21 protein-coding genes are annotated in these 22,303 nt (G+C 64.0%); 7 read left to right on the plus strand and 14 right to left on the minus strand.

Features of this window, described 5'->3' with window-relative positions; translation table 11 throughout:
* Positions 1-2: 2 nt before the first annotated feature.
* Positions 3-644 (minus strand): response regulator transcription factor, encoded by a 642-nt coding sequence (locus PSV38_RS17065; RefSeq protein ID WP_300549521.1) that lies wholly within the window; start codon positions 642-644, stop codon positions 3-5.
* A gap of 293 nt (positions 645-937) precedes the next feature.
* Between PSV38_RS17065 and PSV38_RS17070 the strand changes: the two genes are divergently transcribed.
* The gene (locus PSV38_RS17070; RefSeq protein ID WP_300549522.1) at positions 938-1,273 is read left to right on the plus strand and encodes a hypothetical protein; all 336 of its coding nucleotides are present in this window, start codon (positions 938-940) and stop codon (positions 1,271-1,273) included.
* 68 nt (positions 1,274-1,341) lie between these two features.
* On the opposite strand, the gene PSV38_RS17075 is transcribed toward PSV38_RS17070, so the two are convergent.
* Positions 1,342-2,802 carry an aldehyde dehydrogenase gene (locus tag PSV38_RS17075; protein ID WP_300549705.1) on the minus strand — a complete coding sequence of 487 codons (1,461 nt, stop codon included), beginning with the start codon at positions 2,800-2,802 and terminating at the stop codon, positions 1,342-1,344.
* A gap of 146 nt (positions 2,803-2,948) precedes the next feature.
* Between PSV38_RS17075 and PSV38_RS17080 the strand changes: the two genes are divergently transcribed.
* Entirely contained in the window at positions 2,949-3,566 is a 618-nt protein-coding gene (locus PSV38_RS17080) for a ParA family protein (RefSeq protein ID WP_300549707.1), read from the plus strand.
* Between the two features lie 10 nt (positions 3,567-3,576).
* Here PSV38_RS17080 and PSV38_RS17085 read toward each other — a convergent pair whose 3' ends face one another.
* From PSV38_RS17085 to PSV38_RS17120, 8 genes are read right to left on the minus strand one after another with little or no spacing between them, the layout of a single operon-like run.
* The gene (locus PSV38_RS17085; RefSeq protein ID WP_300549524.1) at positions 3,577-5,004 is read right to left on the minus strand and encodes a DUF3138 family protein; all 1,428 of its coding nucleotides are present in this window, start codon (positions 5,002-5,004) and stop codon (positions 3,577-3,579) included.
* Positions 5,005-5,050: 46 nt separating this feature from the next.
* Positions 5,051-5,884, minus strand: a complete 834-nt coding sequence (locus tag PSV38_RS17090; protein ID WP_300549527.1) for an ABC transporter permease subunit — start codon at positions 5,882-5,884, stop codon at positions 5,051-5,053.
* Positions 5,881-6,750, minus strand: a complete 870-nt coding sequence (locus PSV38_RS17095) for an ABC transporter permease (RefSeq protein WP_300549529.1) — start codon at positions 6,748-6,750, stop codon at positions 5,881-5,883. Before PSV38_RS17095 ends, PSV38_RS17090 begins: the two co-directional genes overlap by 4 nt.
* A 9-nt stretch (positions 6,751-6,759) precedes the next feature.
* Positions 6,760-7,785 (minus strand): ABC transporter ATP-binding protein, encoded by a 1,026-nt coding sequence (locus PSV38_RS17100; RefSeq protein ID WP_300549530.1) that lies wholly within the window; start codon positions 7,783-7,785, stop codon positions 6,760-6,762.
* Positions 7,782-8,843 (minus strand): polyamine ABC transporter substrate-binding protein, encoded by a 1,062-nt coding sequence (locus PSV38_RS17105; protein ID WP_300549709.1) that lies wholly within the window; start codon positions 8,841-8,843, stop codon positions 7,782-7,784. Before PSV38_RS17105 ends, PSV38_RS17100 begins: the two co-directional genes overlap by 4 nt.
* A 58-nt stretch (positions 8,844-8,901) precedes the next feature.
* Positions 8,902-10,287, minus strand: a complete 1,386-nt coding sequence (locus PSV38_RS17110) for an aspartate aminotransferase family protein (RefSeq protein WP_300549532.1) — start codon at positions 10,285-10,287, stop codon at positions 8,902-8,904.
* A 12-nt stretch (positions 10,288-10,299) separates the two neighbouring features.
* Positions 10,300-11,667: a glutamine synthetase family protein gene (locus PSV38_RS17115; RefSeq protein WP_300549534.1), complete on the minus strand. Its 1,368-nt coding sequence runs from the start codon at positions 11,665-11,667 to the stop codon at positions 10,300-10,302.
* Positions 11,668-11,682: 15 nt separating this feature from the next.
* A complete protein-coding gene (locus PSV38_RS17120; protein ID WP_300549536.1) occupies positions 11,683-12,489 on the minus strand; it encodes a gamma-glutamyl-gamma-aminobutyrate hydrolase family protein in 807 nt (268 codons plus the stop codon).
* A gap of 203 nt (positions 12,490-12,692) precedes the next feature.
* On the opposite strand from PSV38_RS17120, the gene PSV38_RS17125 reads away from it, so the two are divergent.
* Positions 12,693-13,505, plus strand: a complete 813-nt coding sequence (locus PSV38_RS17125; RefSeq protein ID WP_300549538.1) for a PEP-CTERM sorting domain-containing protein — start codon at positions 12,693-12,695, stop codon at positions 13,503-13,505.
* Here PSV38_RS17125 and PSV38_RS17130 read toward each other — a convergent pair.
* Together PSV38_RS17130 and PSV38_RS17135 are read right to left on the minus strand one after the other, a co-directional pair.
* Positions 13,502-13,975, minus strand: a complete 474-nt coding sequence (locus PSV38_RS17130) for a VOC family protein (RefSeq protein WP_300549540.1) — start codon at positions 13,973-13,975, stop codon at positions 13,502-13,504. The two genes, PSV38_RS17125 and PSV38_RS17130, sit on opposite strands and share 4 nt — an antisense overlap.
* A gap of 87 nt (positions 13,976-14,062) precedes the next feature.
* Complete coding sequence (locus PSV38_RS17135) at positions 14,063-14,962, minus strand: DapH/DapD/GlmU-related protein (protein ID WP_300549543.1); 900 nt, start codon at positions 14,960-14,962, stop codon at positions 14,063-14,065.
* Positions 14,963-15,078: 116 nt separating this feature from the next.
* Between PSV38_RS17135 and PSV38_RS17140 the strand changes: the two genes are divergently transcribed.
* The 3 genes from PSV38_RS17140 to PSV38_RS17150 all read left to right on the plus strand — a co-directional run bounded on the left by PSV38_RS17140 (position 15,079) and on the right by PSV38_RS17150 (position 18,098).
* Entirely contained in the window at positions 15,079-16,140 is a 1,062-nt protein-coding gene (locus PSV38_RS17140) for an AraC family transcriptional regulator (protein WP_300549545.1), read from the plus strand.
* Positions 16,137-17,012, plus strand: a complete 876-nt coding sequence (locus tag PSV38_RS17145) for a metal-dependent hydrolase (RefSeq protein WP_300549547.1) — start codon at positions 16,137-16,139, stop codon at positions 17,010-17,012. Before PSV38_RS17140 ends, PSV38_RS17145 begins: the two co-directional genes overlap by 4 nt.
* An 87-nt stretch (positions 17,013-17,099) precedes the next feature.
* A complete protein-coding gene (locus tag PSV38_RS17150) occupies positions 17,100-18,098 on the plus strand; it encodes a hypothetical protein (protein WP_300549548.1) in 999 nt (332 codons plus the stop codon).
* Here the strand turns inward: PSV38_RS17150 and PSV38_RS17155 are convergent.
* Positions 18,095-18,718, minus strand: coding sequence for an OmpW family outer membrane protein (locus PSV38_RS17155; RefSeq protein WP_300549550.1), 624 nt, complete (start codon positions 18,716-18,718; stop codon positions 18,095-18,097). The genes PSV38_RS17150 and PSV38_RS17155 overlap by 4 nt on opposite strands.
* 80 nt (positions 18,719-18,798) lie before the next feature.
* Positions 18,799-20,403 (minus strand): FAD-dependent oxidoreductase, encoded by a 1,605-nt coding sequence (locus tag PSV38_RS17160; RefSeq protein ID WP_300549552.1) that lies wholly within the window; start codon positions 20,401-20,403, stop codon positions 18,799-18,801.
* A 100-nt stretch (positions 20,404-20,503) separates the two neighbouring features.
* Here PSV38_RS17160 and PSV38_RS17165 point away from each other — a divergent pair, with 100 nt between their 5' ends.
* The gene (locus PSV38_RS17165) at positions 20,504-22,294 is read left to right on the plus strand and encodes a thiamine pyrophosphate-binding protein (RefSeq protein WP_300549553.1); all 1,791 of its coding nucleotides are present in this window, start codon (positions 20,504-20,506) and stop codon (positions 22,292-22,294) included.
* Positions 22,295-22,303: the final 9 nt, after the last annotated feature.

A 22,303-nucleotide genomic window follows, 5' to 3' on the forward strand; every position in this document is an offset into this window, starting at 1 on the left:
CTTCAAGGTTCAATGAGGCCGCATTTGACCGCCAGCAAGGTGATGTCGGCGGGCCGGTGGATGCCCAACTGGTCCTTGATGGCCTGGCTGGTCGTGCTGATGGTCTTGGGCGACAGGTTCATGCGGTCGGCAATCTCCACATTCGTCAGGCCCTGCGCCATCAGCTTGAAGACCTCGACCTCGCGCGGCTGCAACTTGGCCAGGGGTGATTCGTCGCCCCGCACGCTCATCAAGGCCAGGCGATTGGCGATGCTGGGCATGAAGACGGTGTCGCCCTGGTGGACCCGGGCGATGGTCTCGGCCAACTCGGTGGGGTCGGTGTTCTTGGTCACAAACGCCTTGGCACCACGCTTGTAGGCTTCGCGGATCACTTCGTCCTGGTCGAACTGGGTGTAGATCACCACCTTGGCCAAGGGGTGGCGGGCGTGCAGATCCTGCAGCACATCCAGGCCCCCAATGCCGCCATCGCCAAACCGCAGGTCGAGCACCAGCACATCCGGGCCCAACGCCTGGAAGGTGCCGACCACCGCCGTGGCCTCGCTGGCCGAACCCACCACCTTCAAGCCATGACGGGCCAGCACGCTGGTCAGGCCCTCCACGATCAGAGGGTGGTCGTCGGCAATCATCACGCTGATCTGGGTCATGGCGTCTCGTCTACGGAAGGGTCGCAAGGTTGGGGAGCAGGCACGAAAGTGTTACCACCTGTATGACGCCTGGTTGCCAGATCATCGCACCATCCACCCATGGGATGGGCCACATTTTACCCCGGCCGCACCCCATGACCATGCCTTGTTGACCGACCCCTTGAACACGGGGGATGGCAAATTCGGCCATTGACAGGCAAATTGATTGCCACATACATTCTGTTTAGTTGCTACTTAATGGCAACTGAATTACCAATAAATTCCACATCAACCTGATTCACAAGGTCAACACCATGAAGAAATTCTCCATCGCCGTCGCCCTGATCGCCGCCCTGTCCGCCACCGCCGCCAACGCCGTCGTGATGACCGGCAAGGTCACCTCCATCGCCACCACGGGCCTGGGCGACAACGAGGACTTCTACGTCAAGATCACCCCCACGTTGGGCACGCCTGCCAGCTGCGCCACCAGCCCCGTCGGCAACATCTGGTTCACCACGCTCGAAGGCGCTCACCCCCACACCCTGCAATTGCTGATGGCCGCCTACACCACGGGCAAGAGCGTGAAAGTCACGGGCCTCAACTTGTGCAAGAACGGCGCTGAAATCCTGAAGGACATCGTCATTCAGTGATGTTTCAAACAACGTAGGGAGGTAAGGAGTGCGCCTCCCGCCTGATGGCGGGGGAGCGCATTTTTTATTCAGCGCTCCAAGCGGATCCAGGTGGTCTTCAGGTCGGTGTACTTGTCCAGTGCATGCAGCGATTTGTCGCGCCCATTGCCCGACTGCTTGACCCCGCCAAACGGCACCGTGATGTCATCCTCGTCATATTGGTTGACGTGCACCGTGCCCACGCGCAACTCACGCGCCACTCGGTGGGCTCGGTCCAGGTGCTGGCTCCACACACTGGCCTGCAAGCCATAGCTTGAATCGTTGGCCAGGGCCACGGCCTCCGCCTCGTTCTTGAAACGGATCACGCTCAGCACGGGCCCGAAGATCTCTTCCTGCGCGATCTTCATGTCGTTGCGCACGTGGTCGAAGATGGTGGGCTCGACGTAATAGCCGCCCGAATCCCGGCGAGCGCGCTGCCCGCCGATCACGCAATCGGCCCCCTGCTCCTGCCCCGAGGCGATGTAGCCCAGCACCGACTGCAACTGGGCCTCGTCCACCAGCGCGCCCATCTGGGTGCTGGGTGACAGCGGATCGCCCGGCTGAAAGCGCGTGGTCTGGCCGGTGACAGCCGCCACCAGCACATCGGCGATGGACTCGTGCACCAGCAGGCGTGTGGGCGCATTGCAGGATTCACCCTGGTTGTAGAACACCGAACCGGCCACGGCCTGCGCAGCCCGGTCCAGGTCGTCAAAATCCTCGAACACGATGAAGGCCGACTTGCCACCCAGTTCGTTGAACACGCGCTTGAGGTTGCTGCGCCCCGAGTACTCCAGCATCTTGCGGCCCACCCGGGTGGAGCCGGTGAAGCCCAGGGCATCGACATCCATGTGCAAGGCCAAGGCCTCGCCCGCCTCGTGGCCGTAACCCGGCACCACGTTGAACACGCCTTCGGGCAAGCCGGCCTGCAGGGCCAGCTCGGCCAGCCGCATGGCGGTCAGGGGCGATTTTTCAGAGGGTTTGAGGACCACGCTGTTGCCCGTGGCCAGGGCGGGCCCCAGTTTCCAGGCCGACATCAGCATGGGGTAGTTCCAGGGCACGATGGCGCCCACCACGCCCACCGGCTCGCGCTGGATCAGGGCCAGCGAATTGGCAGGGGTGGGTGCGATCTCATCGTAGACCTTGTCGATGGCCTCGGCGTACCAAGCGATGCAGCGCGCCGCGCCGGGCACATCGGCGTCCAGGCTGGACTGGATGGGCTTGCCCATGTCCAGGGTTTCCAGCAGGGCCAGCTCTTCCTTGTTCTGCAAGATGAGCTCAGCGAAGCGTTGCAGCACGCGCTTGCGCACCGCCGGGGCCTGGCGCGACCAGGCACCGCTGTCAAAGCTGCGCCGCGCGGCGGCCACGGCCAGGTCGATGTCCACGGCCTGGCCCCGGCTGACCTGGGCCAGCAGCCGCCCATCGACGGGGGATCGGCACTCGAAGGTCTCGCCGGTGACCGCCGCCACGCGCTGCCCGTTGACCAGGGCGCGGCCATCCGGCGTGATGTCCATGGCCCGCCGTTGCCACGGTGAAGCCACCAGCGGTGCAGTGTCGGGTGAAGTCGTCATGCGCAGCCTCCGGTGTCAAGGTGGCCCCCACTCTAGCCCACATTCAGGCCACAATGCCTTCCATCGCCAACACCAATGAAGGCCGTGCAATGCCAGTGATCGTTGTCGCCAACCCCAAGGGCGGCGTGGGCAAATCCACCCTGTCCAGCAACATCGCGGGCCACCTGGCCCAACAAGGTCACAGCGTCATGCTGGGCGACATCGACCGGCAGCAGTCCTCGCGGCTGTGGCTGAGCTTGCGCCCCGCCAGCCTGCCGGCCATCCAGCCCTGGGAGGTGGACGAGCAGTTTGTGGCCAAGCCGCCCAAGGGGGTCACGCACGTGGTGCTCGACACACCGGCGGGCCTGCATGGCAAACAGCTCGACGCGGTGATGAAGATCGCCGACAAGGTGATCATCCCGCTGCAGGCCAGCGTGTTCGACATCTACCCCACGCGCGATTTCATCGCCAAGCTGCACAAGGCGCGCCGCTCCGACAAGGTGCAACTGGCGGTGGTGGGCAACCGCATCAAGGAGCACACCAAGGCCACCGAACACCTGCAGGAGTTCTTGGCCACGCTGGACGTGCCGGTGTTGACCTTGCTGCGCGACACGCAGAACTACGCCCACCTGGCCGCGCACGGCTTGACGCTGTTCGACGTGGCGCCCACCAAGGTCGAGAAAGACCTGGAACAGTGGGCGCCTTTGACGGCCTGGTTGAAGGGCTGAAGCTTTCAGCTTAGAAGCTGACCAGGACCGACGCGCCGATCAGCTGGTTGTTCTTCTTGTAGCTGCCGTCCTTGACGTCCAGGAACACGGGGCCACTGGCGTGGTCGAAGCGGTACTCGAACTTGAAGGTGGTGTTCAGGTTGTAGAGGTAGCTCAGGCCGAAGGTGAGGGCGCTGCGGGCGACGCCGTGTTCGGTGTCGTCGTATCCGCCCGAGGGAAGACCGTCTGCATCGACCACCCCAATGGCGGCTGGCCCGATGCCATTGCGGTCATCGGCCGCCGTGTAGCCCAGCAAGCCGCCACCATTTTTGCGGTTGTTGATGTAATCGGCGCGCACGGTGCCTTCCAGGCGCGGCTGAAACTTGTAGGCGGCCAGAGCGGACAGGCCCCACCATTGGGAAGCGCGCAGGTCGCCGCTGATGGGGTCGGGCGCGATCGACGCTTTGGCTTGCCGCCCGATGCTCCACTGGCCTTGCACGGTCCAGTCACCTCGGATGAAGTAGGCGTCCAGTTCGAACAGGTCGATGCGCGAATCGCGCTGCGGGACCACGTCGCCGTTGACCACGAGGTTCTCGCTGAAGTTCGCCGCCTTGCCATGCACGCCCGCAAACCCGAATCCCTGGAACTCGCCCTTGGCGTAGTCCACCCGGTACGCCAGAGCAGGCGCGGACTCACCCTCTGACCGCTTGCTGGCGTTCACATTGGCCAGCATCACCTTCGTCAACCACTTGCCCCGCGTCACCTCCAGCCCCGCGCCGGTGTAGGCCGTGGGCAGCGTGAAGTCGAACAGCAGGTTGTGCGTGATCAGCTTGTTCAGCGTGGGCTGCAGGTATTCATAGCCCGACCAGTCCGGGATCTGGCCAGCGACGAGGCGAGTCTGCAAATCCGTCAAGGGGATGGACACCGAGGCCTCGTGCACCGGCGAGTTGCCATCGAACACCGAGCCCACGCCGCGGTTGGGCGCCAGGGTCAGGCGCCAGCGCGATCCACCGTCGGTCTCTTTGGTGAAGTCGATGACGGCCGCGCCAAAGTAGGAGTTGTCGTAGTTGTAGCCATCGCCGCCATTGCCCGTGTCCACCCGGTTCAGGAACTGGAAACCGGCCCGGTCCTGCCGCTGGTTGTAAATGAAGGTCGGGTCCATGTAGCCGCTGATCTTCAGGTTCTTCAGGCCCAGCGCATCACGCGAATCTTCCAACGCTTCGGTCTTGACGGTGATGCGGTTGAAGTCTTGTTGCTGCTCCACCGTCATGCCCTGCGGCGTCTCGGCGATCTTGGCGTTTTGCGTTTCCAGCTTCTTTTCCAGCTCGGCCACGCGCGACTTGAGCGCCTTCAACTCGTTGAGGATGTCTTCATTGACCCCGGCGCGGGCCAAGGTGGGAAAGGCCAGGCAGACGGCCAGGGCCACGGGCAGCAAGGCCAGGCGTGTGGGGCGGATCATGGGCAAAACCTCCTTGAAAGATGGGTGTATACGTTGAGATGCGGAATCAGGAGCGGGCGGCTTGCGCGGCCTCGCGGGCACGGCGGCGCTCGGTGCGGGCCAGGGCGTAGCTGCCGCCGATCACGGCCAGCGACACCACGGCAATCACCACGGTGGCCACGGCATTCACGCTGGGGTCCACCCCCAGCTTGGCGCGCGAAAAAATCACCAGCGGCAAGGTCGTGGAGCCCGGCCCGGACAGGAAGGCCGCCAGCACCACATCGTCCAGCGACAGCGTGAAGGTGAGCAGCCAGGCCGACAGCAAGGCCTGCGAGATCATGGGCAGGGTCACCAGGTAGAAGACTTGCGCAGGCCGCGCGCCCAGGTCCAGCGCGGCTTCTTCCAACTGCGGGTTCAGGCCTTGCAGGCGCGCCTGGATCACCACGGTGGCGTAGGCCATGCCCACCAGCAGGTGGCCCACCCAGATGGTGCCCATGCCGCGCTCGGGAAAGCCCAGCCAGCGCTGGATCGACACCAGCAGCAGCAGCAGCGACAAACCAACGATGACCTGTGGCATCACCAGTGGGGCGTTGACCATGCCCACCATCAGGGTGCGGCCCAGGAAACGCTGGTAGCGCACCAGCGCCAGCGCGGCCAAGGTGCCCAGCACCACAGCGGCCGTGGCGCTCATGAAGGCGATGCGCAAGGACAGCCACAGGCCTTCCAGGATTTCGCGGTCGCGCGTGAGTTCGGCAAACCATTTCAAAGTGAAGCCACCCCACACCGTGGGCAGGGGCGAATCGTTGAAGGAGTAGGTGACCAGGGCCACGATGGGCAGGTACAGGAAGGCGAAGACGGCGGCCAGCCAGCCGCGCGACAACCAGGTGTGGCCGTTGCTCATGCACGGGCCTCTTGCGCATCGGCCTTGGCCTTGCTGAACAAGGCCAGCGGCACCAGGATCAACAGCACCATCACCACCGCCACGCTGGAGGCCATGGGCCAGTCGTTGTTGGCAAAGAACTCGTCCCACAGCACGCGGCCGATCATCAGGGTCTGCGGGCCGCCCAGCAGTTCGGGCACCACGTACTCGCCCACGCAGGGGATGAACACCAGCATCGAGCCGGCCAGGATGCCCGGGCGGGACAAGGGCACAGTCACCTTCCAGAACGCCACCCACGGCGAGGCCCCCAGGTCATGCGCGGCCTCCAGCAAGCGGCCATCCTGTTTGGACAGGTTGGCGTACAAGGGCAGGATCATGAAGGGCAGGTAGGTGTAGACCATGCCCAGCACCAGCGAGAAGGCCGTGTTCAAGTACTGGCCGGGGCCGGGGATCACGTCAAAGGCCATCAGCAGCTGATCGACCTTCAAGGCGTTCAGCGCCGATGCCACCCAGGCGCCATCGGCCAGCAGGCCCTTCCACGCGTACACGCGCAACAGGAAGGAGGTCCAGAAGGGCAGCATCACCATCAGCAGCAAAGCGGGCTGCGCGCTTTTGTCGGCGCGCGCCATGAAGTAGGCGAAGGGGTAGGCCAGCAACAGGCACACGCCCGTGGTGATGGCCGCGTACTTCAGGCTGGCCAGGTAGGTTTTGACATACAGCGCATCCTGCGCCAGGAAGGCGTAGTTGGACAGCTTGAAGCCGCTCACCTGCCCCCCCATGTCCATGTCGGACACGCTGATCCTCAGCACGATCAAAAACGGCAGCATGAAGAACAGCAGCAGCCACGCGAAGGGGATGCCGATGACGGTGCGGTCAAGCCATCTCATGCCGCGGTCCTACTGCGTGAGCACCACTTGGGCGGAGGGCGGCCACCAGGCCCATGCCTGGTCGTCCTGGCGCAAGGCGTCGTCGGGCTGGCGCTCGGTGTTGCTCTGGCTCACCTTCAAGGTCTGGCCGTTGGGCAGTTGCAGGTGGTAGACGGTGTAGCTGCCGAAGTAGGCCAGGTCGCGCACGCGGCCCTGCACCTGGTGGATGGGCGTCAAGGCTTGCGCTGGCGGCAGGTGGCGAGCCAAGCGGATCTTTTCAGGCCGAACGGCCACGGCCCGGCCATCGCCCTCGTCCACCACATTGACGTTGCCAATGAACTCGGCCACGAAGCGTGTGGCCGGGTTCTCGTACAGGTCTCGCGGTTCGCCCACCTGCAGGATGCGCCCTTCGCTCATCACGGCAATGCGGCTGGCCATGGTCATGGCCTCTTCCTGATCGTGGGTCACCATCACGCAGGTCACGCCCACGGATTGGAGGATGTGCACCAGCTCGATCTGGGTTTCCTCGCGCAGCTTTTTATCCAAAGCGCCCAGAGGCTCGTCGAGCAACAGCAATGAGGGCTGGCGCGCCAGGCTGCGGGCCAGGGCCACGCGCTGCTGCTGCCCGCCTGACAACTGGTGCGGCTTGCGCTTCGCGAACTGGCCCAGTTGCACCAGCTTGAGCATGGCCTCCACGCGCGCGGCAATCTGCGCCTTGGGCAGGCCCTGGCGCTTCAAGCCAAAGGCGATGTTGTCCCACACCGCCAGGTGCGGGAACAGCGCGTAAGACTGGAACATCATGTTCAGCGGCCGTTCGTGCGGCGGCAGCTTAACCAGGTCTTGCCCGTTCAAACGGATGCTGCCCGAGGTAGGGGTCTCGAAGCCCGCCAGCATGCGCAGCAGCGTGGATTTGCCGCAACCGCTGGAGCCCAGCAAGGCAAAAATCTCGCCTTGCTTGATCTCCAGGCTGACCCGGTCGACCGCCTTGAACGCTGAACCACCCGCGCTGGTGCCGAAGTCTTTAACGACCTCCTGGATGCTCAGGAACGCGGTCACAGGCCAGTCTTGAAGGAGGTGTAAATGCGCGTCATCTGGCGGCGCAAGTCGTTGTTGATGGCCTCGGGCATGGCCATCTTCTTCATGTCGGACTCGGAGGGGAACACCGCCGGATCATTGGCCACCTCGGGCTTGAGCAGCTTGCGCGAGGCCAGGTTGGGGTTGGCGTAGAACACCTTGTTGGTCAGGCCCGCATGCACTTCTGGCCGCATGACGTAGTTGATGAACTTGTGCGCGTTGTCGGGGTGCGGTGCATCGACCGGGATCACCATGGTGTCCATGAACACCACGCCGCCCGTCTTGGGGATCAGCGTTTGGATGTTCTGGCCGGTCTTGCCCTCGATGGCGCGGGCGCGGGCGATGTTCATGTCGCCCGACCAGCCCAGCGCGAGGCAGATCGAGCCATTGGCCATGTCATTGATGTAGCCGGATGAGCTGAACAGCGTCACGTAAGGGCGAATGGCCTTGAGCATGGGGCCCACGGCTTGGTAGTCGGCGATGTTCTTGCTGTAAGCGGGCTTGCCCATGTAGTGCAAGGACGCGGGGATGACCTCGCTGGCCGCATCGAGGATCGACACGCCACAGCTTTTGAGCTTGCTGATGTACTCGGGCTTGAAGACCAGGTCCCAGGCGTTGTCGGGCATGGGCATGCCGCCCAGCGCGGCCTTGACCTTGTCCACGTTGATGCCCACCGTGGTGAAGCCCCACAACCAGTTGGCCATGTACTGGTTGCCCGGGTCGAGCCGGGCCAGTTGCGCCTGGAACTGAGGATCAAGGTTCTTCAGGTTGGGCAGCTTGGACTTGTCCAGCTTTTGGAGCAAGCCGCCATCGGCCTGCATCTTGGCCCAGTAGGACGAGGGCATGACCACGTCGTAACCCGTTTTGCCCGCCACCAGCTTGGCATGCACCACTTCGTTGCTGTCGAAGTTGTCGTACCGCACCTTGATGCCGAACTCTTTTTCGAAGTTGGCGATGGTGTCGGGCCCGATGTAGTTGGACCAGTTGTAGACGTTGAGGATTTTTTCCTCATCGGCGTGCGCAGCCGTGGGCATGGCCATCGCGGCCAGCACGGCGCAGCCCAAGGCGCTCAGGCTCTTCCAGAAACGGGTCATGTTCTCACTCTCCCTTTAGGTCGGTCCAGGTCAGGTCCAGGCAACGCCGGATCAAAACCATCATCTCGTCAATCTGTTCACACGTCAGCACCAATGGCGGCGCGATGATCATTCGATCACCCACGGCGCGCATGATCAGACCGTTGGCAAAACAATGCCCTCGGCACACCATGCCCGCGCTCGCCTCAGGCCCGAAAGGCACAGCAGCTTGCGTGCCAGAGGCCTTGGTTTTGACCAGGCGGATGGCCGCCATCAAACCAAAGGTCTCGGCCTCACCCACCAGGGGATGGTCTGCCAACGCCGCGTATTGTTTCGCAAGATAGGGCCCGGTTTCGTCCCGCACCCGCTCAACGAGTTGTAAGTCTTCGATCAGTTGCAAATTTGCCAAAGCCACGGCGCAGGCCACGGGGTGGCCGCTGTAGGTGTAGCCGTGGTTGAAGTCACCGCCTTGGTCGATCAGCACGCGCGCCACGCGCTCGCCCACCAGCACGCCGCCCAGCGGGATGTAGCCGGAGGTGATGCCCTTGGCAAACGTGATCAGGTCGGGCTTGTAGCCCAGGCGCTCGCAACCGAACCATTCGCCGAGGCGGCCAAAGCCGCAGATGACCTCGTCGGACACCAGCAGGATGCCGTGTCGATCGCAGATGCGCTGGATCTCCGGCCAGTAGGTGTCGGGCGGGATGATGACACCGCCCGCGCCCTGGATGGGCTCGCCGATGAAGGCCGCGACCTTGTCGGCGCCAACTGCCTGGATCTTGGCTTCCAGCCACGAGGCGGCCCGAAGGCCGAAGTCATCGCGGCTTTCACCGGGCTTCGCGTGCTCGACCATGTAGGGCTGGTCGATGTGAACGATGCCCGGGATGGGCAGCCCGCCTTGCGTGTGCATGTCCACCATGCCGCCCAGCGAAGCACCGGCCATGGTCGAGCCGTGGTACGCGTTCTGGCGGCTGATGATGACGCTCCGCTCGGGCTGGCCGAGCAAGTCCCAGTAACGCCGCACCATGCGCACGATGGTGTCATTGCCCTCGGAGCCCGAACCGGTGAAGAACACGTGCTCGAAGCCGGGCGGGCTCAGGCTGGCGATCTTCTCGGCCAGCGCGATGGCCGGTGGCGTGGCCGTCTGGAAGAAGGCGTTGTAGAAGGGCAGCGTTTCCAGCTGGCGCGTGGCCGCGTCGATCAGGGCGCGCTGGCCATAGCCCACGTTCACGCACCACAGGCCACTCATGGCATCGAAAATCTTGTGACCGTCGCTGTCCCACAGGTAGATGCCATCGGCCTTGGTGATGATGCGCGAGCCCTTGGCGGCCAGGGCCTTGAAGTCGGTGAAGGGGTGCAGGAAGTGGGCAGCGTCGGCCGCTTGCCACTCCGCGGTGGTGCGGGTATGGGGCATGGGGATCTCTTTTCAAACGTGAAGCAACAGGTGCTCGCGCTCCCAGGGTGAAATCACCTTCATGAACTCGGTGTACTCCACTTCCTTGATCTCGGTGTAGACCGTGATGAAGGACTTGCCCAGCACATCGTGCAGGTCCGATTGCTCGCGCAACAGGCCCAGCGCTTCGCCCAGGCTGCGGGGCAATTGGAAGTCGCCCAGGTAGGCATCGCCCCGGCATTCCGCCGAAGGCTCGATCTTGTTCTTGATGCCCAGGTAACCGCAGGCCAGCGTGGCCGCGAGCGCGACATAGGGGTTGGCATCGGCCCCGATCACGCGGTTCTCGATGCGGCGAGCGGCGGGCGTGGCCAAGGGCGCGCGGAAGCCCACGGTGCGGTTGTCCACGCCCCATTGCGTGTTGATGGGCGCGGCCGTGGCGCGGGCCAGTCGGCGGTAGGAGTTGACGTAGGGCGCGAACAGGCCCATGGCCGCTGGCACGTAGCGCTGCAGGCCGCCGATGTACCAGTAGAACTCTTGCGAGGGCGTGCCGTCTTCGTTGCTGAAGATGTTGCGGCCGGTCTCCTTGCTGACCACGCTCTGGTGCACGTGCATGGAGCTGCCCGGCTCGTTGGCCATGGGCTTGGCCATGAAGGTGGCGTACATCTCGTGGCGCAGCGCGGCCTCGCGGATGGTGCGCTTGAAGAAGAACACCTCGTCGGCCAGGCCTAGCGGGTGGTCGTGGAAGAAGTTGATCTCCATCTGCCCGGCGCCGACTTCGTGGATCAGCGTGTCCACGTTCAGCTCCATCTTCTTGCAGTAGTCGTAGATGTCTTCGAACAGCGGATCGAACTCGTTGACGGCGTCGATGGAGTAAGCCTGGCGCGAGGTCTCGGCGCGGCCACTGCGGCCACGCGGCGGGCGCAAGGGCTGGTTCGGGTCGATGCTGCGCTCGATCAAATAGAACTCAAGCTCAGGCGCTACCACGGGCGACCAGCCTTCGTCGTCGAACAACTGGCACACGCGCTTGAGCACCGAGCGCGGCGCGTAGGGGATCAACACACCATCGCGGTCAAAGCAGTCGTGGATGACTTGCGCGGTGGGGTCGGTGGCCCAGGGCACGATGCGCACCGTGCTGGGGTCGGGCTGCAGGTGCATGTCCCGGTCGGTGGGGGTGATGACGTCGTAGTAGGGCCCCTCGGACGGGAACTCGCCGGTCACGCCAATGGCGACGATGGCCTCGGGCAGGCGCATGCCACGATCTTCGGTGAATTTTTCGCGCGGCAGGATCTTGCCGCGCGCCACGCCCGTGAGGTCGGGCACCAGGCATTCGATTTCAGTGACGTGGCGCTGATTGAGCCATTGCTCCAGCTCGCTGAAGCTGCTGGGTACTTTGGATTGCATCGTGTCCCTTCATGGTCATGGTTTCTGCTTGCCAGCATGCCACGACCTGCAGGCTTGGCCGAAAGCTTCGAGGATTCGCATCGAGACCGGGTTGTGGGCGGCCTGCCATTCGGGGTGCCATTGCAGGCACAGGCTGAAGGCGCCGGGGTGCACCGGATCGGCCACGCTGACGGCCTCGACCACGCCATCGGGGGCGCGGGCTTCGACCTTGAGCAGGGGGGCCAGGCGGTTCACGCCTTGGCCATGCAGGCTGTTGACCTGAAACTCGCCTTGCTCGCTGAGGATGCTGGCGGGCAGGCCGTGCAGGGTCTGCGCCAGGAAGCCGCCGGGCACCAGTTGCGCGGTGTGGGCAAAACCATATTCCTCGTCCAGCGGCAGGGTCTCGTCGCTGCGGTGGTCATTCAAGCCCGGTTGTTCGTGCACGGCCTGGTGCAATGAGCCGCCCAGGGCCACGTTCACCTCTTGAAAGCCCCGGCAGATGCCCAACAGCGGCAAGCCCAGGGCCACGGCGCGGCGCACGATGGGCAGGGTCCAGGCATCGCGGTCGGGGTCGAGCGGCAGGGTCGGGTTGTGGACCTCTTCGCCGAAATGGCTGGGGTGCACGTTGGAGGGCGAGCCGGTCAGCAAGATGCCATCGGCGATGGCCAGCAAGGCGTCGAGTTCAGCCGGGGTGGCGCCGGGCACGACCAGGGGCACGCAACCGGCCAGGCGCACGGCGTCGATGTATTTTTGGCCGACGGTGTAGCTGGTCAGGCCGCCCACGGGTTTTTGGCAGGCGGGGACCAGGACGATGGGGGCGGATGAGGTGAGGTCGGCGCGCATGAACCAAGGATAGTGCAAGCCGTGTGCCAGAAAGGAGCCTCTTGACGCGTTCTACAAGAGCATCCACAGTCTCATGAAAAAAAGCTCTGGCCACTCACCATCGGCCTCACCAACATCAGGGATCCAACATGAACCTCACACGGTTTTCCTTCCAGAAGGTGGGCTTTCACGCCCCAAAAGCACTCGCATCCGCAGTACTTCTGATGGCCACTGCCTGGCCCGGACTGGCCTGCGCAGCCTCATTCAGTCCTTTTGTCCATGTGGAGGTGGAGACCTTTCACATCAATGGGGACGGGGACGATGTGCCTGACGGGGCCCAGGCGTCTTCCAGCGTGGACTCACCGGTTTTCGCAGAGGTCACAAGCCCCGTGACTGGCGCCTACGGCAAAGCCCGCGCGCAATTTGGCTCGCTGGGTTTCGCATTCGAGAGCGGCAGTGGTGGCGTGTCCATGTGGTCAGACGGCTTCGTCATCAACGGTGGCAGTGGTCAGGGCCTGGGCAGCGTCAGCATCACCATCGATGGAACCGTGCAGGGGCAGGAAGCCGACATGAGCTATTCCCTGTTCGTCTCGGCCAAGCCTTTTGAGGTGCAAACCATCTTGAAGGCCATGGCCGAGCCCGGCGATCGAAGTGATCAGATCTTCAACCTGCCCGATGCCATGCTGATTCTCCATACCGAGGTGTTCGACGGCACAGGATCGCCCAACATCACCCTGAAGGGAGCCTTGCCATTTGAGTTTGGACAAACCATTTACCTTGCTAGCGTGTTCGGCGGGGATGTCTGTTACAGCACAGGTAGCGCCGACGAGGAATGCAAGGGCGGCAGCGAAGACTTCTTTCATTCGGCCATTTTCGGCATCAGTGTGCCTGACAACGCCACAGTGACCACGCTGTCGAACACCCGCTTTGCGGCCGCTGTGCCCGAACCAGGCATTTGGGCTCTGCTGTGCAGCGGCCTGCTGGCCACAGGCTTGGCACGGCGGCGCGGGCGCCCCACTCCGATGCTGCTGGCTTAACAGGGCTGCTGCTGGGCCATCCCTGCCTGGATCTCTTCCGGCGTCAGGTCGCGGGTGTGGGTGGCCACCGACCACTTGTGGCCAAACGGATCTTCCACCTGGCCATAGCGGTCGCCCCAGAACATGTCGGTCACTGGCATGGTGAGCTTGGCGCCCGCGGCCACGGCCTGCGCCACCTGGGCATCGACATCCTCCACGTACAGGTGAAGAACCACAGGCGACCCCTTCAGGGCCTTGGGGCCGAACGTGCCCCATTGCGGGAACTCGTCCACCAGCATGACCATCGAGTCGCCGATGCGCACGAGCGCGTGCATCAGTTTCCCGTCCGGGCCGGGCAGGCGGGCCAGTTCGATGGCGTTGAAGGCCTTCTTGTAGAACTCGATGGCATCGGCGGCACCGGCGCACACCAGGTGCGGCGTCAGCGAGTGCATGCCATCAGGGATGGCTTTGACGGTGGATGTTGAAGTCATGGTCTCTCTCCTGCTTGCAAAGTGGTGGTGGGCACATTGACACAACGAACGACACAGCAGGGATTCGACAAGACCTGGACGCAAATTTCAAGTGTTCACGTGCAAAGCCGCATTGAGGCCGCCCCACCGCCCCGAATCGGTCGGCAACGCCTCCACCGCCCCGGTCTGGCTGTTGCGGCGGAACAGGAGCCCGTGCTGGCCAGACAAGGCCCGCGCCGACACCACCTGGCCGTCGGGCAACTTCACCTTGGTCCCCGCCGTGACGTACAGCCCCGCTTCCACGATGCACTCATCGCCCAGGGAAATGCCGATCCCCGCATTGGCGCCCAGCAAACTGCGTTCCCCCACGGCGTTCTTTTGCTTGCCGCCGCCCGACAACGTCCCCATGATGGAGGCACCCGCACCGATGTCCGAGTGCTTGCCCACGACGACGCCCGGCGTGACCCGCCCCTCGACCATCGACTCGCCCAAGGTGCCCGCGTTAAAGTTGACAAAACCCTCGTGCATGACGGTCGTCCCCTCGGCCAGGTGCGCGCCCAGGCGCACGCGGTCGGCATCGGCGATGCGCACACCGCTGGGCACCACGTAGTCCGTCATGCGGGGAAAGCGGTCGATGGACGGCACTGTGAGGTGGTGAAACTCGGCGGCCAGCAGGTCGCGCAGCGCCTCGACCTGGGCGGGGAACACCGGCCCGGCGGACGTCCAGGCGACGATGGGCAGCCAGCCAAACAAGCCCTCCAGGTTGAGGCTGTTGGGCAGCACCGCCCGCTCCGACAGCAGGTGCAGCCGCAGGTAGGCGTCCTCGGTGGAGGCGGGCGGCAGGTCGAGCGATTCAATGACGACCTCCACGAACTCACCCCGGATCAAGCCAACTTTCTCGGCCAGGCAGCTTCGGTTCTTCTTCGCGTTCGAGGCCACGAACCAGGTGTCGATGGTTTGGCCGGAGGCCTGGTCACGGTATCGGTGGCCGATGCGTTGCACGGTCATGCTCACTCCCAGTTGGATTTCAAGTTCATGGCAGATTGCCCGCTTTGTCGCAAACGGCCCCCTCAGTGTCGCCCAGGGGACTGTTCGCGACAACGCGCCCTGCCTAAAGTGCAAGCATGCTCGACACCTCCCGCCACGGCAACCCCGTCAGCGACATGCCCTTCATCGCCGCCAATGCATGGATCAAGGCGGCCACGCACTGTCGCTTCAACATCGACCCGCTGTTCAGCGAGGCTGGGGTGGTGCTGGGCGCGGCCAATCACGCGTCGATGGTGCGCCGACAAGGCCTGCCCCGCCTGATGCAGCAATGCGTGGCCCATGCCGCACCGAATTACCACTTTCCGCTGGTGCTGGGCGAACTTTTCGCCTTTGACCACCTGCCCGCGCTGGAAACCTTCCTGGCCACCAGCCCCACCTTGCGTCAGGCCCTGCCCGCCCTTCAATGGGCTGGCATGACGATGCCCAACATTGCCTTGCGTGTGGAAGAAACTGGCCCGCAATCCGTCCTGTTGCTCGACATCGACCTGTACGATGGCGACCCCGTCGTGCGCGGCTACTTCGTCGAATCGGTGCTGGCCGCCATCAGCAAGATTGTGCGGCTGGCCCTGGGCCACACCGACCTGATCCACCACATCGACATGCGGCACCAGCCCAATGCCCTGTTCATCGCGCAGGCCTCCACCTTGCCCGCCGCGGTCAGGCCATTGCAAGCGCGCGATGCCGCCGTTTTTGCCACCCGCCTGCTCGACATGCCCCTGCCCGGGGCAGCCCCAGGACTGCATCAGCGCGCTCAGACTTTGCTGAATCAGCAACTGCCCGCCACCCCCAGCGGCCTGGTCAGCCAGATCGAAGTCCATTTCAAGCAGGCACCCGCTTTGCTGAGCCAGGGCATTGAGCGCATGGCCGAGCGCCTGGACCTGCACCCCCGCACCCTGCAACGCCGCCTGCGCGACGAAGGCCGTGCCTACACCGACATCCAGGCGGGCTGCCGCTTGGACATGGCCAAAGCCGCGCTGCAGGGGCACCATTGCCACATCGAATCGCTCAGCACCGAGCTGGGCTTTGCCGACCGACACAGCTTCACCCGCGCCTTCAGGCGCTGGACAGGCTTGTCACCCAGCGCCTTCCGCCAATCCCAAGGCCAAGGCGCCTTGCCAGAACCAGGAGATACCCCATGAGCGCACAACAACACGCCACCATCGTTCCCCGCGAACAACTTGATTTCGGCCTGGACGGCGACATCCCCAAATACTGGATGGACAACGACCCGTTCAAGACGCGCTTCTTCGACGCCATGTCCACGCTCTTCCCGCAGGGCGAGAAGTTCTTCATCACCAGCGTGCGCGAGTACCGCGACCAGATCACCGACCCCAAGCTGCTGCAGGAGGTGAAAGACTTCACGCGGCAGGAGGCGCAGCACAGCCTGGTGCACCGCCACTACAACGACCGCCTGAAGAAGCAGGGCATCGAGATCGACGCCATCGAGGCCGAATTGCAGCAGCGCTTTTTCGTGGACGCGCCCAAGGTGACCACCGCGCGGCAGCGTGTGGGCATCACCGCCGCGCTGGAACACCTGACGGCCATGATGTGCACCACGTTCTTCGAGCGCCGCGAACTGCTGGACACCAGCGACCCCCGCGTGCGCGCCATGTACGCCTGGCACGCGATCGAAGAGGTCGAGCACAAGGCGGTGGCTTTTGATGTGCTCACCAAGGTGGCCAAGGCGGGCTACTGGAGCCGCGTGATGCCCATGATCACGGTGACTTTCGGCTTCCCGCTGACGGTGGCCGGGATCATGAACCACATGTTCAAGGTCGATGGCTTCAGCCTGTGGGAACGCACCAAGTTGTGGGCGCGCGGCCTGTGGTGGTTCTACAAGCCAGGTGGCCTGTTCATCCCCACGCTGGGCTACTACCTGGCTTATTACAAGCCCGGCTTCCATCCCTGGAAACTGCAGGAGATGCCCAGCTATGGCACCTGGTTGGAGACCTTCCAGCGCACGGGCGATGCGATCGCGGCGGGCAATGCGCTGCACGCGGCGGGGCAGTGAATAGCCCGTCGATCCGGGGCCTATTTCCCAATCCGCCCCAGGGCTTCTGATGGAACATGAGGGCCTCGCTGACGCAGGGAGGTGAACGTGGATGCATCCGTCAAATCGGGCCGACAAGTGGCCATCCTCGGCCAGGGCCACCAGGTACCTGAGCACATCCGGGGCAATGACGACCCCATCTTCGACTGGCTCAAGGCCCATCAGCCTTCTGGCTCAGACCTCTTCAACGGCCTGAAATACCGGCGCGTGCTGGCCCATGCCAACGACGTGGTCGGCATCATGGTTGACTCTTGCAAAACGGCGCTGGCGCAAGCGAATGCGCCGCTTGATGAAGTTGACCTGCTGCTCGGCTCGGCCACCGTCAGCGAGTACTACGCGCCCAATGCCTTGGCCGCCGTGCACCGCGATCTGGGTTTGTCACGCCAATGCCGCATCTTGTCGCTCAACACCGACGAGAGCAATTTCATCGACGGCATGAAGCTGGCGCACGACCTGGTGAGCTGCGGCACCGCGCGCCATGCGCTGGTGGCCTGCGGCAACAACTGGACGCACCACATGGACTACCACGAGCCCGTCTCGCTGGCGGCCTCCGATGGTGCGGGCGCGGCGGTGGTCGGCTGGACCGACGACCCCACGCGCTTTCGTTTGATCGATTGGGACAACGACACGCAGACGCAGTATTTCAGCGCCCTGCGCATGGCGCAACGCCCGGTGCGCCATCACCATGAACTGTTCACCAAGCCCTTGATGAAGCTGGACGACCAGACCGGCGAGAACGCGGTCAAGACCTTTGGCTTCAAGGTGCCGGGCGTGATCGTGAACCGCCTGCTGGCCAAGCACGGCTTGAGTGGCCAGGACATCACGCTGGTGGCCCACCAGACGTCCAAGGCCGTGTTTGACGCGTGGAACGCGGCCATTCAGCCAGCGCATTACCTCAACACGATTGAAGAGCTGGGCGACATGGTGGCCTCGTCGGTCCCGGTCAACTTTGCCCGGTGCTACGACGAGATCACCACCAAGCACGTGGTGATGCTGGGCATTGGCATGGAGATGCATGCCGTGGCCCTGCTTTACCAACGGTCTTAGAACCGCATGCCCACGCCCACGCCGATCAACCAGGGGTCCACCTTGAACTCGCCAACCTTGGCCCCGGCCGACTTGATGTCGGTGCGGATCTGCACCTTCTTCACGTCCAGGTTCAGGTACCAGTTCTTGCGGAACTCAAAATCAACACCAGCTTGCAAGGCCAGTCCAAAGCTGTTCTTGCTCACGCTGGGTTGCAAGGCGGCCTGCACGGCGGGGCTGAAGTGCACGCTGGAAAAGCGGGTGTAGTTCACCCCAATGCCCAGGTAGGGCTTGAACTCGCGCATCTTCTCGAAGTGGTACTGCAGCGTGAGCGTGGGGGGCAGGTGCTTGAGCGAGCCAATTTCTGTGCCGCCCGCGGAGATGGTGTGCTTTTGCGGATAGGTCAGCACCAGTTCCGCCGCGATGTTCGGCGTGAAGAAGTAGGAGATGTCGACTTCGGGGATGACCTTGTTGTTGATCGCCAGGTTCAGGCCCGTGGAATCCTCGTTGTCGCTTTCCAGGTTGACGGCGCGCACGCGCACCAGCCAGGGCGATTCCTCGGCCTGCGCGGCGAAGGGGATGGCGACACCGCCAGCCAATGCCAGCAGCACGGCGACCCATTGGGCGTTCTTTGTTCTCATGGTCTCTTTCCTGCAATGACGAGGGCAAATTCCTCAAGCAGAATTTCACTGCAGTCTGCGAAAGCCCATGTTGCGATGCGTCAAGCTTTTGGCGGCTGTGTACCCGTCAGATAAGGGGGTTCCCCCAAACCAAAGTGACCCTGCAGCATGGCTTCGGCCGTTTCCAGCGCGCCTTCCACCCAGCCCTGGCTGTGGGAGTAGGCCTCGCCACAGATGAACACCGGCACCTCGCGCACAGGCTGGAGGATCCGGCGGGCCACGTCATGGCTTTCAACGTGTTGCGGCCAGAAGTTGGCACCGCCACCAAACGGATCCTCGCCCCAGTTGCGAAAGGCCGCGGCATAGGGCTGCAGGTCCGGGCGGTCTTCGATGCCGTGGATCTGCAGCAACTGGCGGTGCGCCTCTTGCACCATCAACGCGGGCGCGGGATGTTGATTCCACTCCTGCTCGGGCCAGGGCACATCGCCCGCCAAGGTCTTGTTCTGGAACTTGGCGGGGTGCGCCATCAGGTCGCACCAGTAGTCCAGGTCCAGGCCATCGTTGTAGATGAGGATGGCGCCAGCCGCGGTGTCGTCGCCCACCGGCCAGTAATAGCACTGGCGGATCGGCAGGTCGGTGACCGACTGGCCTTGCGTGATGCCCAGCTTCTCCCACCAGCGCTCGCGGTAGCACAGAGCCAGTTTGAACAAGGGGATGGGCGTGACCGATTTGATCAGGCGGTGCACCTCGTGCTGCTCGGGGCCCAGCACGGCGCCGTTTTGCGCCAACAGCTCGAGTGAGCGGCGCGGCATGGCCAGGATCAGCTGGCGCGTGCACACGGTCTCGCGGTGCCCGTCGCGGTCGAAGTGCATCTCGATCAGCTTGCTGCCATCGTCTTGCTCGACATGGTCAAAGCCGATGAGGCGGTGCTTCAAATGCACCTGGCCGCCGGCTTCTTCGAACTTGGCGCGCAAGGTCAGCGGCAAGGACTCGTAGCCTTGAACAAGGCGCTTGTACTCAATGGTGGCGCCGTAGTCGGCCAGGTTCCAGGGGAAGCCATCGGCCGCGTTCCAGGTGAAGAAGATGCTGTCGTAGCCGCTGGTGTCTTCGGCGAATTGGAAGGCCTCGTGGCTGACCGAACGGTTGAACACGTAGCGCATGGGCAGGTCGCGCAAATAGTGTCCTTCGTATTTTCCGCTGCGCGCCAGCTTCTCCCAGGGCACGGTCTTCAAGTCCACGTGGGGCTGGTCCATCACCTTCTGCAGGAAGTTCTCGGCGGCCATCGCGGTGAAGCCGCCTTGCAGGCCATCGCGTTCGGCGGGCGTCAACACATAGGGGATCTTGTCGGGATCGTTCAGGTCGGCGGTGCGCAGGCGGTGGCCGCGCAGGTAGGCCATGTTCTGGTTCTGCCCCACCGGGAAAGGCTCGGTGGCCAGCTTCAGATAGGGCACGAGCGACATCACCAGCTGCTGCCCGGTGGTGAAGCGCATGCCGCCCAGCTCGATGCGCGCCTCGGGCATGCCGGGTGGCGTGACCGAGAGCAGGCGGCCGCCCACGCGATCACTGCTTTCGAACAAGGACACCGTCTGCGGCTGATCGGGTGAGGGCGTGGTCAACAAGCGCCAACCGCTGTAGAGGCCAGACACGCCGCCTCCCACGATGGCCACGTCCAACACGGTCTTGCGCGGAGCTGTCGGATGAGTCATAGCGTGAACTCCCGGTGTTTTGTCTCGGAATTCTGGCAGCCATGCGGGCGGGCAACGCGGTAATTTCAGACACCTTTGCCCGCCATATCGAGGGAGCCCCATGCAAACCACCGTTGACACCCCCGCCACCAAGACCGTCGCGCAATTGCTGCTGGACTATTTGAAAGCGGAGGGCGTGACCAGGATCTTCGGCATACCCGGCGGCGCACTGGTCTGGCTGATGAACGAGCTGAAGCAGCAACAAGACATCGACTACGTGATCTGCCGGCACGAAACCGGCGCGGCCTACATGGCCGATGGCCACGCGCGGGCGGGCGGTGGACTGGGCGTGGTGATGACCACCTCCGGCCCCGGCGCCACCAATGCCGTGACCGGGGCCATGAATGCGCAGGCCAGCAACTCATCGGTGCTGGTGATCACGGGCGAGGTGCCCGAGAAGTATTTCGGCCAGGGCTACCTGCAAGAAGGCGCCGATGCCAAGCTGGACATCACCAGCATCTTCCGCAACTCGGTGCAGTCCAGCGACATGGTCTCGAACCAGGGCAACTTCCAGACGCTGTTTCAGCAAGCGCTGCGCAATGCCTGTTCTTTGCCACGGCGGGCAGCGCACATCAGCCTGCCCAACGACGTGGCGGGCACGCCCTTGAGCAGCTACCCCACCCGCCTCCAACCTGCCAGCTACCGCGCGGTGGCCGCCTGCACTGACCCCAAGGCCGTGCGTGCCACCCTGCACGAGCTGATCCAGGCCGACCGGCCGCTGATCTTCCTGGGCAATGGCTGCCGCGAAGCACTGGCCGATCCACAGCGCCTGGCCGCCTTCACCCACTTTGTCGAGCGCTTTGGCATCCCCGTGATGACCACGCCCAATGGCAAAGGCATCTTCCCGGAAACGCACGCCTGGTCGCTGCGCAACTACGGCATGTGCGGGTCGGCCTGGACGCAGCGCTACATGAAGCCGCCCACCGATCCAGATCACCTTGACACGCTGGTCGTGCTGGGCTCCACGCTGGGCGAACTGGCGACCTCGGTCGTGGCCTCGGACCTGTACAGCCGCACACTGAGCCCGCGCAAAACCTTTGTGCAGATCGACCTGGACGCCAGCGTGATCGGCCGCGACTTTGCCATCACCCGCGGCGTGGTGGCCGAGATTGGCGCCACGCTCGACGAGCTGTGCGAGCAGGCCGCCAGGGCCCATCCCGACGCGCATCGGGTGGCACAACGGCGGCAAGCCATCGCCGAGATCAAACGCGCCCACGCGCCATGGTCCGACCCGGCCGGCCGCGACTCCACCAGCGCGCCCGTGCACCCCGCCGCGATGATGCGCGTCATCAACGAAGCCATGCACGGCGGCCACGTTTTCATCGACGCGGGCAATTGCGTCGGCTGGTCACTCAACAACCTGGTGATCGATCCACCGGTGCGCTACCAGAGCGCCCTGGCCATGGGCCCGATGGGCTTTGCCGTGGCCGCCGTGATCGGCGCCAAGCTGGCGTCGCCGGACCTCCCCTGCCTGGCCATCGTCGGCGATGGCGCCTTCATGATGCACGGGGCTGAAATATCCACCGCCGCGCAGAACGGTGTGGGGGCCATCTGGGTGGTCCTGAACGACAACGACCTGGCCATGGTCAGCCAGGGCATGGCCCAACTGCTGCCGCCCGCTGCGGCCTGGGCCGACTACTACCAACTGGGTCGGCCCGACCTGGTCAAATTCGCCGAAGGACTGGGCGCGCAAGCCGTGGCCATCGGGCCCGACCAAGGTACAAGCGCCCTGGCCGGGGCCTTGGCAAATGCGCTAGCATCAGCACAGTCCAGCCGAAGGCCGCAGGTCATCGTGGTCCACATCGACACGAAGCCTGCGCCGCCCTACGGTTGGCCCAAGTTAACGACCTAGCAGTATCGA

It is taken from the genome of Aquabacterium sp. (assembly GCF_029946005.1).
Lineage (GTDB): Bacteria > Pseudomonadota > Gammaproteobacteria > Burkholderiales > Burkholderiaceae_C > Aquabacterium.

Coding starts and splice junctions, on each gene's coding strand:
- PSV38_RS17065 (WP_300549521.1), bottom strand. CDS start 644: ATGACCCAGATCAGCGTGATGATTGCCGACGACCACCCTCTGATCGTG.
- PSV38_RS17070 (WP_300549522.1), top strand. CDS start 938: ATGAAGAAATTCTCCATCGCCGTCGCCCTGATCGCCGCCCTGTCCGCC.
- PSV38_RS17075 (WP_300549705.1), bottom strand. CDS start 2,802: ATGGACATCACGCCGGATGGCCGCGCCCTGGTCAACGGGCAGCGCGTG.
- PSV38_RS17080 (WP_300549707.1), top strand. CDS start 2,949: ATGCCAGTGATCGTTGTCGCCAACCCCAAGGGCGGCGTGGGCAAATCC.
- PSV38_RS17085 (WP_300549524.1), bottom strand. CDS start 5,004: ATGATCCGCCCCACACGCCTGGCCTTGCTGCCCGTGGCCCTGGCCGTC.
- PSV38_RS17090 (WP_300549527.1), bottom strand. CDS start 5,884: ATGAGCAACGGCCACACCTGGTTGTCGCGCGGCTGGCTGGCCGCCGTC.
- PSV38_RS17095 (WP_300549529.1), bottom strand. CDS start 6,750: ATGAGATGGCTTGACCGCACCGTCATCGGCATCCCCTTCGCGTGGCTG.
- PSV38_RS17105 (WP_300549709.1), bottom strand. CDS start 8,843: ATGGCCATGCCCACGGCTGCGCACGCCGATGAGGAAAAAATCCTCAAC.
- PSV38_RS17110 (WP_300549532.1), bottom strand. CDS start 10,287: ATGCCCCATACCCGCACCACCGCGGAGTGGCAAGCGGCCGACGCTGCC.
- PSV38_RS17115 (WP_300549534.1), bottom strand. CDS start 11,667: ATGCAATCCAAAGTACCCAGCAGCTTCAGCGAGCTGGAGCAATGGCTC.
- PSV38_RS17120 (WP_300549536.1), bottom strand. CDS start 12,489: ATGCGCGCCGACCTCACCTCATCCGCCCCCATCGTCCTGGTCCCCGCC.
- PSV38_RS17125 (WP_300549538.1), top strand. CDS start 12,693: ATGGCCACTGCCTGGCCCGGACTGGCCTGCGCAGCCTCATTCAGTCCT.
- PSV38_RS17130 (WP_300549540.1), bottom strand. CDS start 13,975: ATGACTTCAACATCCACCGTCAAAGCCATCCCTGATGGCATGCACTCG.
- PSV38_RS17135 (WP_300549543.1), bottom strand. CDS start 14,962: ATGACCGTGCAACGCATCGGCCACCGATACCGTGACCAGGCCTCCGGC.
- PSV38_RS17140 (WP_300549545.1), top strand. CDS start 15,079: ATGCTCGACACCTCCCGCCACGGCAACCCCGTCAGCGACATGCCCTTC.
- PSV38_RS17145 (WP_300549547.1), top strand. CDS start 16,137: ATGAGCGCACAACAACACGCCACCATCGTTCCCCGCGAACAACTTGAT.
- PSV38_RS17155 (WP_300549550.1), bottom strand. CDS start 18,718: ATGAGAACAAAGAACGCCCAATGGGTCGCCGTGCTGCTGGCATTGGCT.
- PSV38_RS17160 (WP_300549552.1), bottom strand. CDS start 20,403: ATGACTCATCCGACAGCTCCGCGCAAGACCGTGTTGGACGTGGCCATC.
- PSV38_RS17165 (WP_300549553.1), top strand. CDS start 20,504: ATGCAAACCACCGTTGACACCCCCGCCACCAAGACCGTCGCGCAATTG.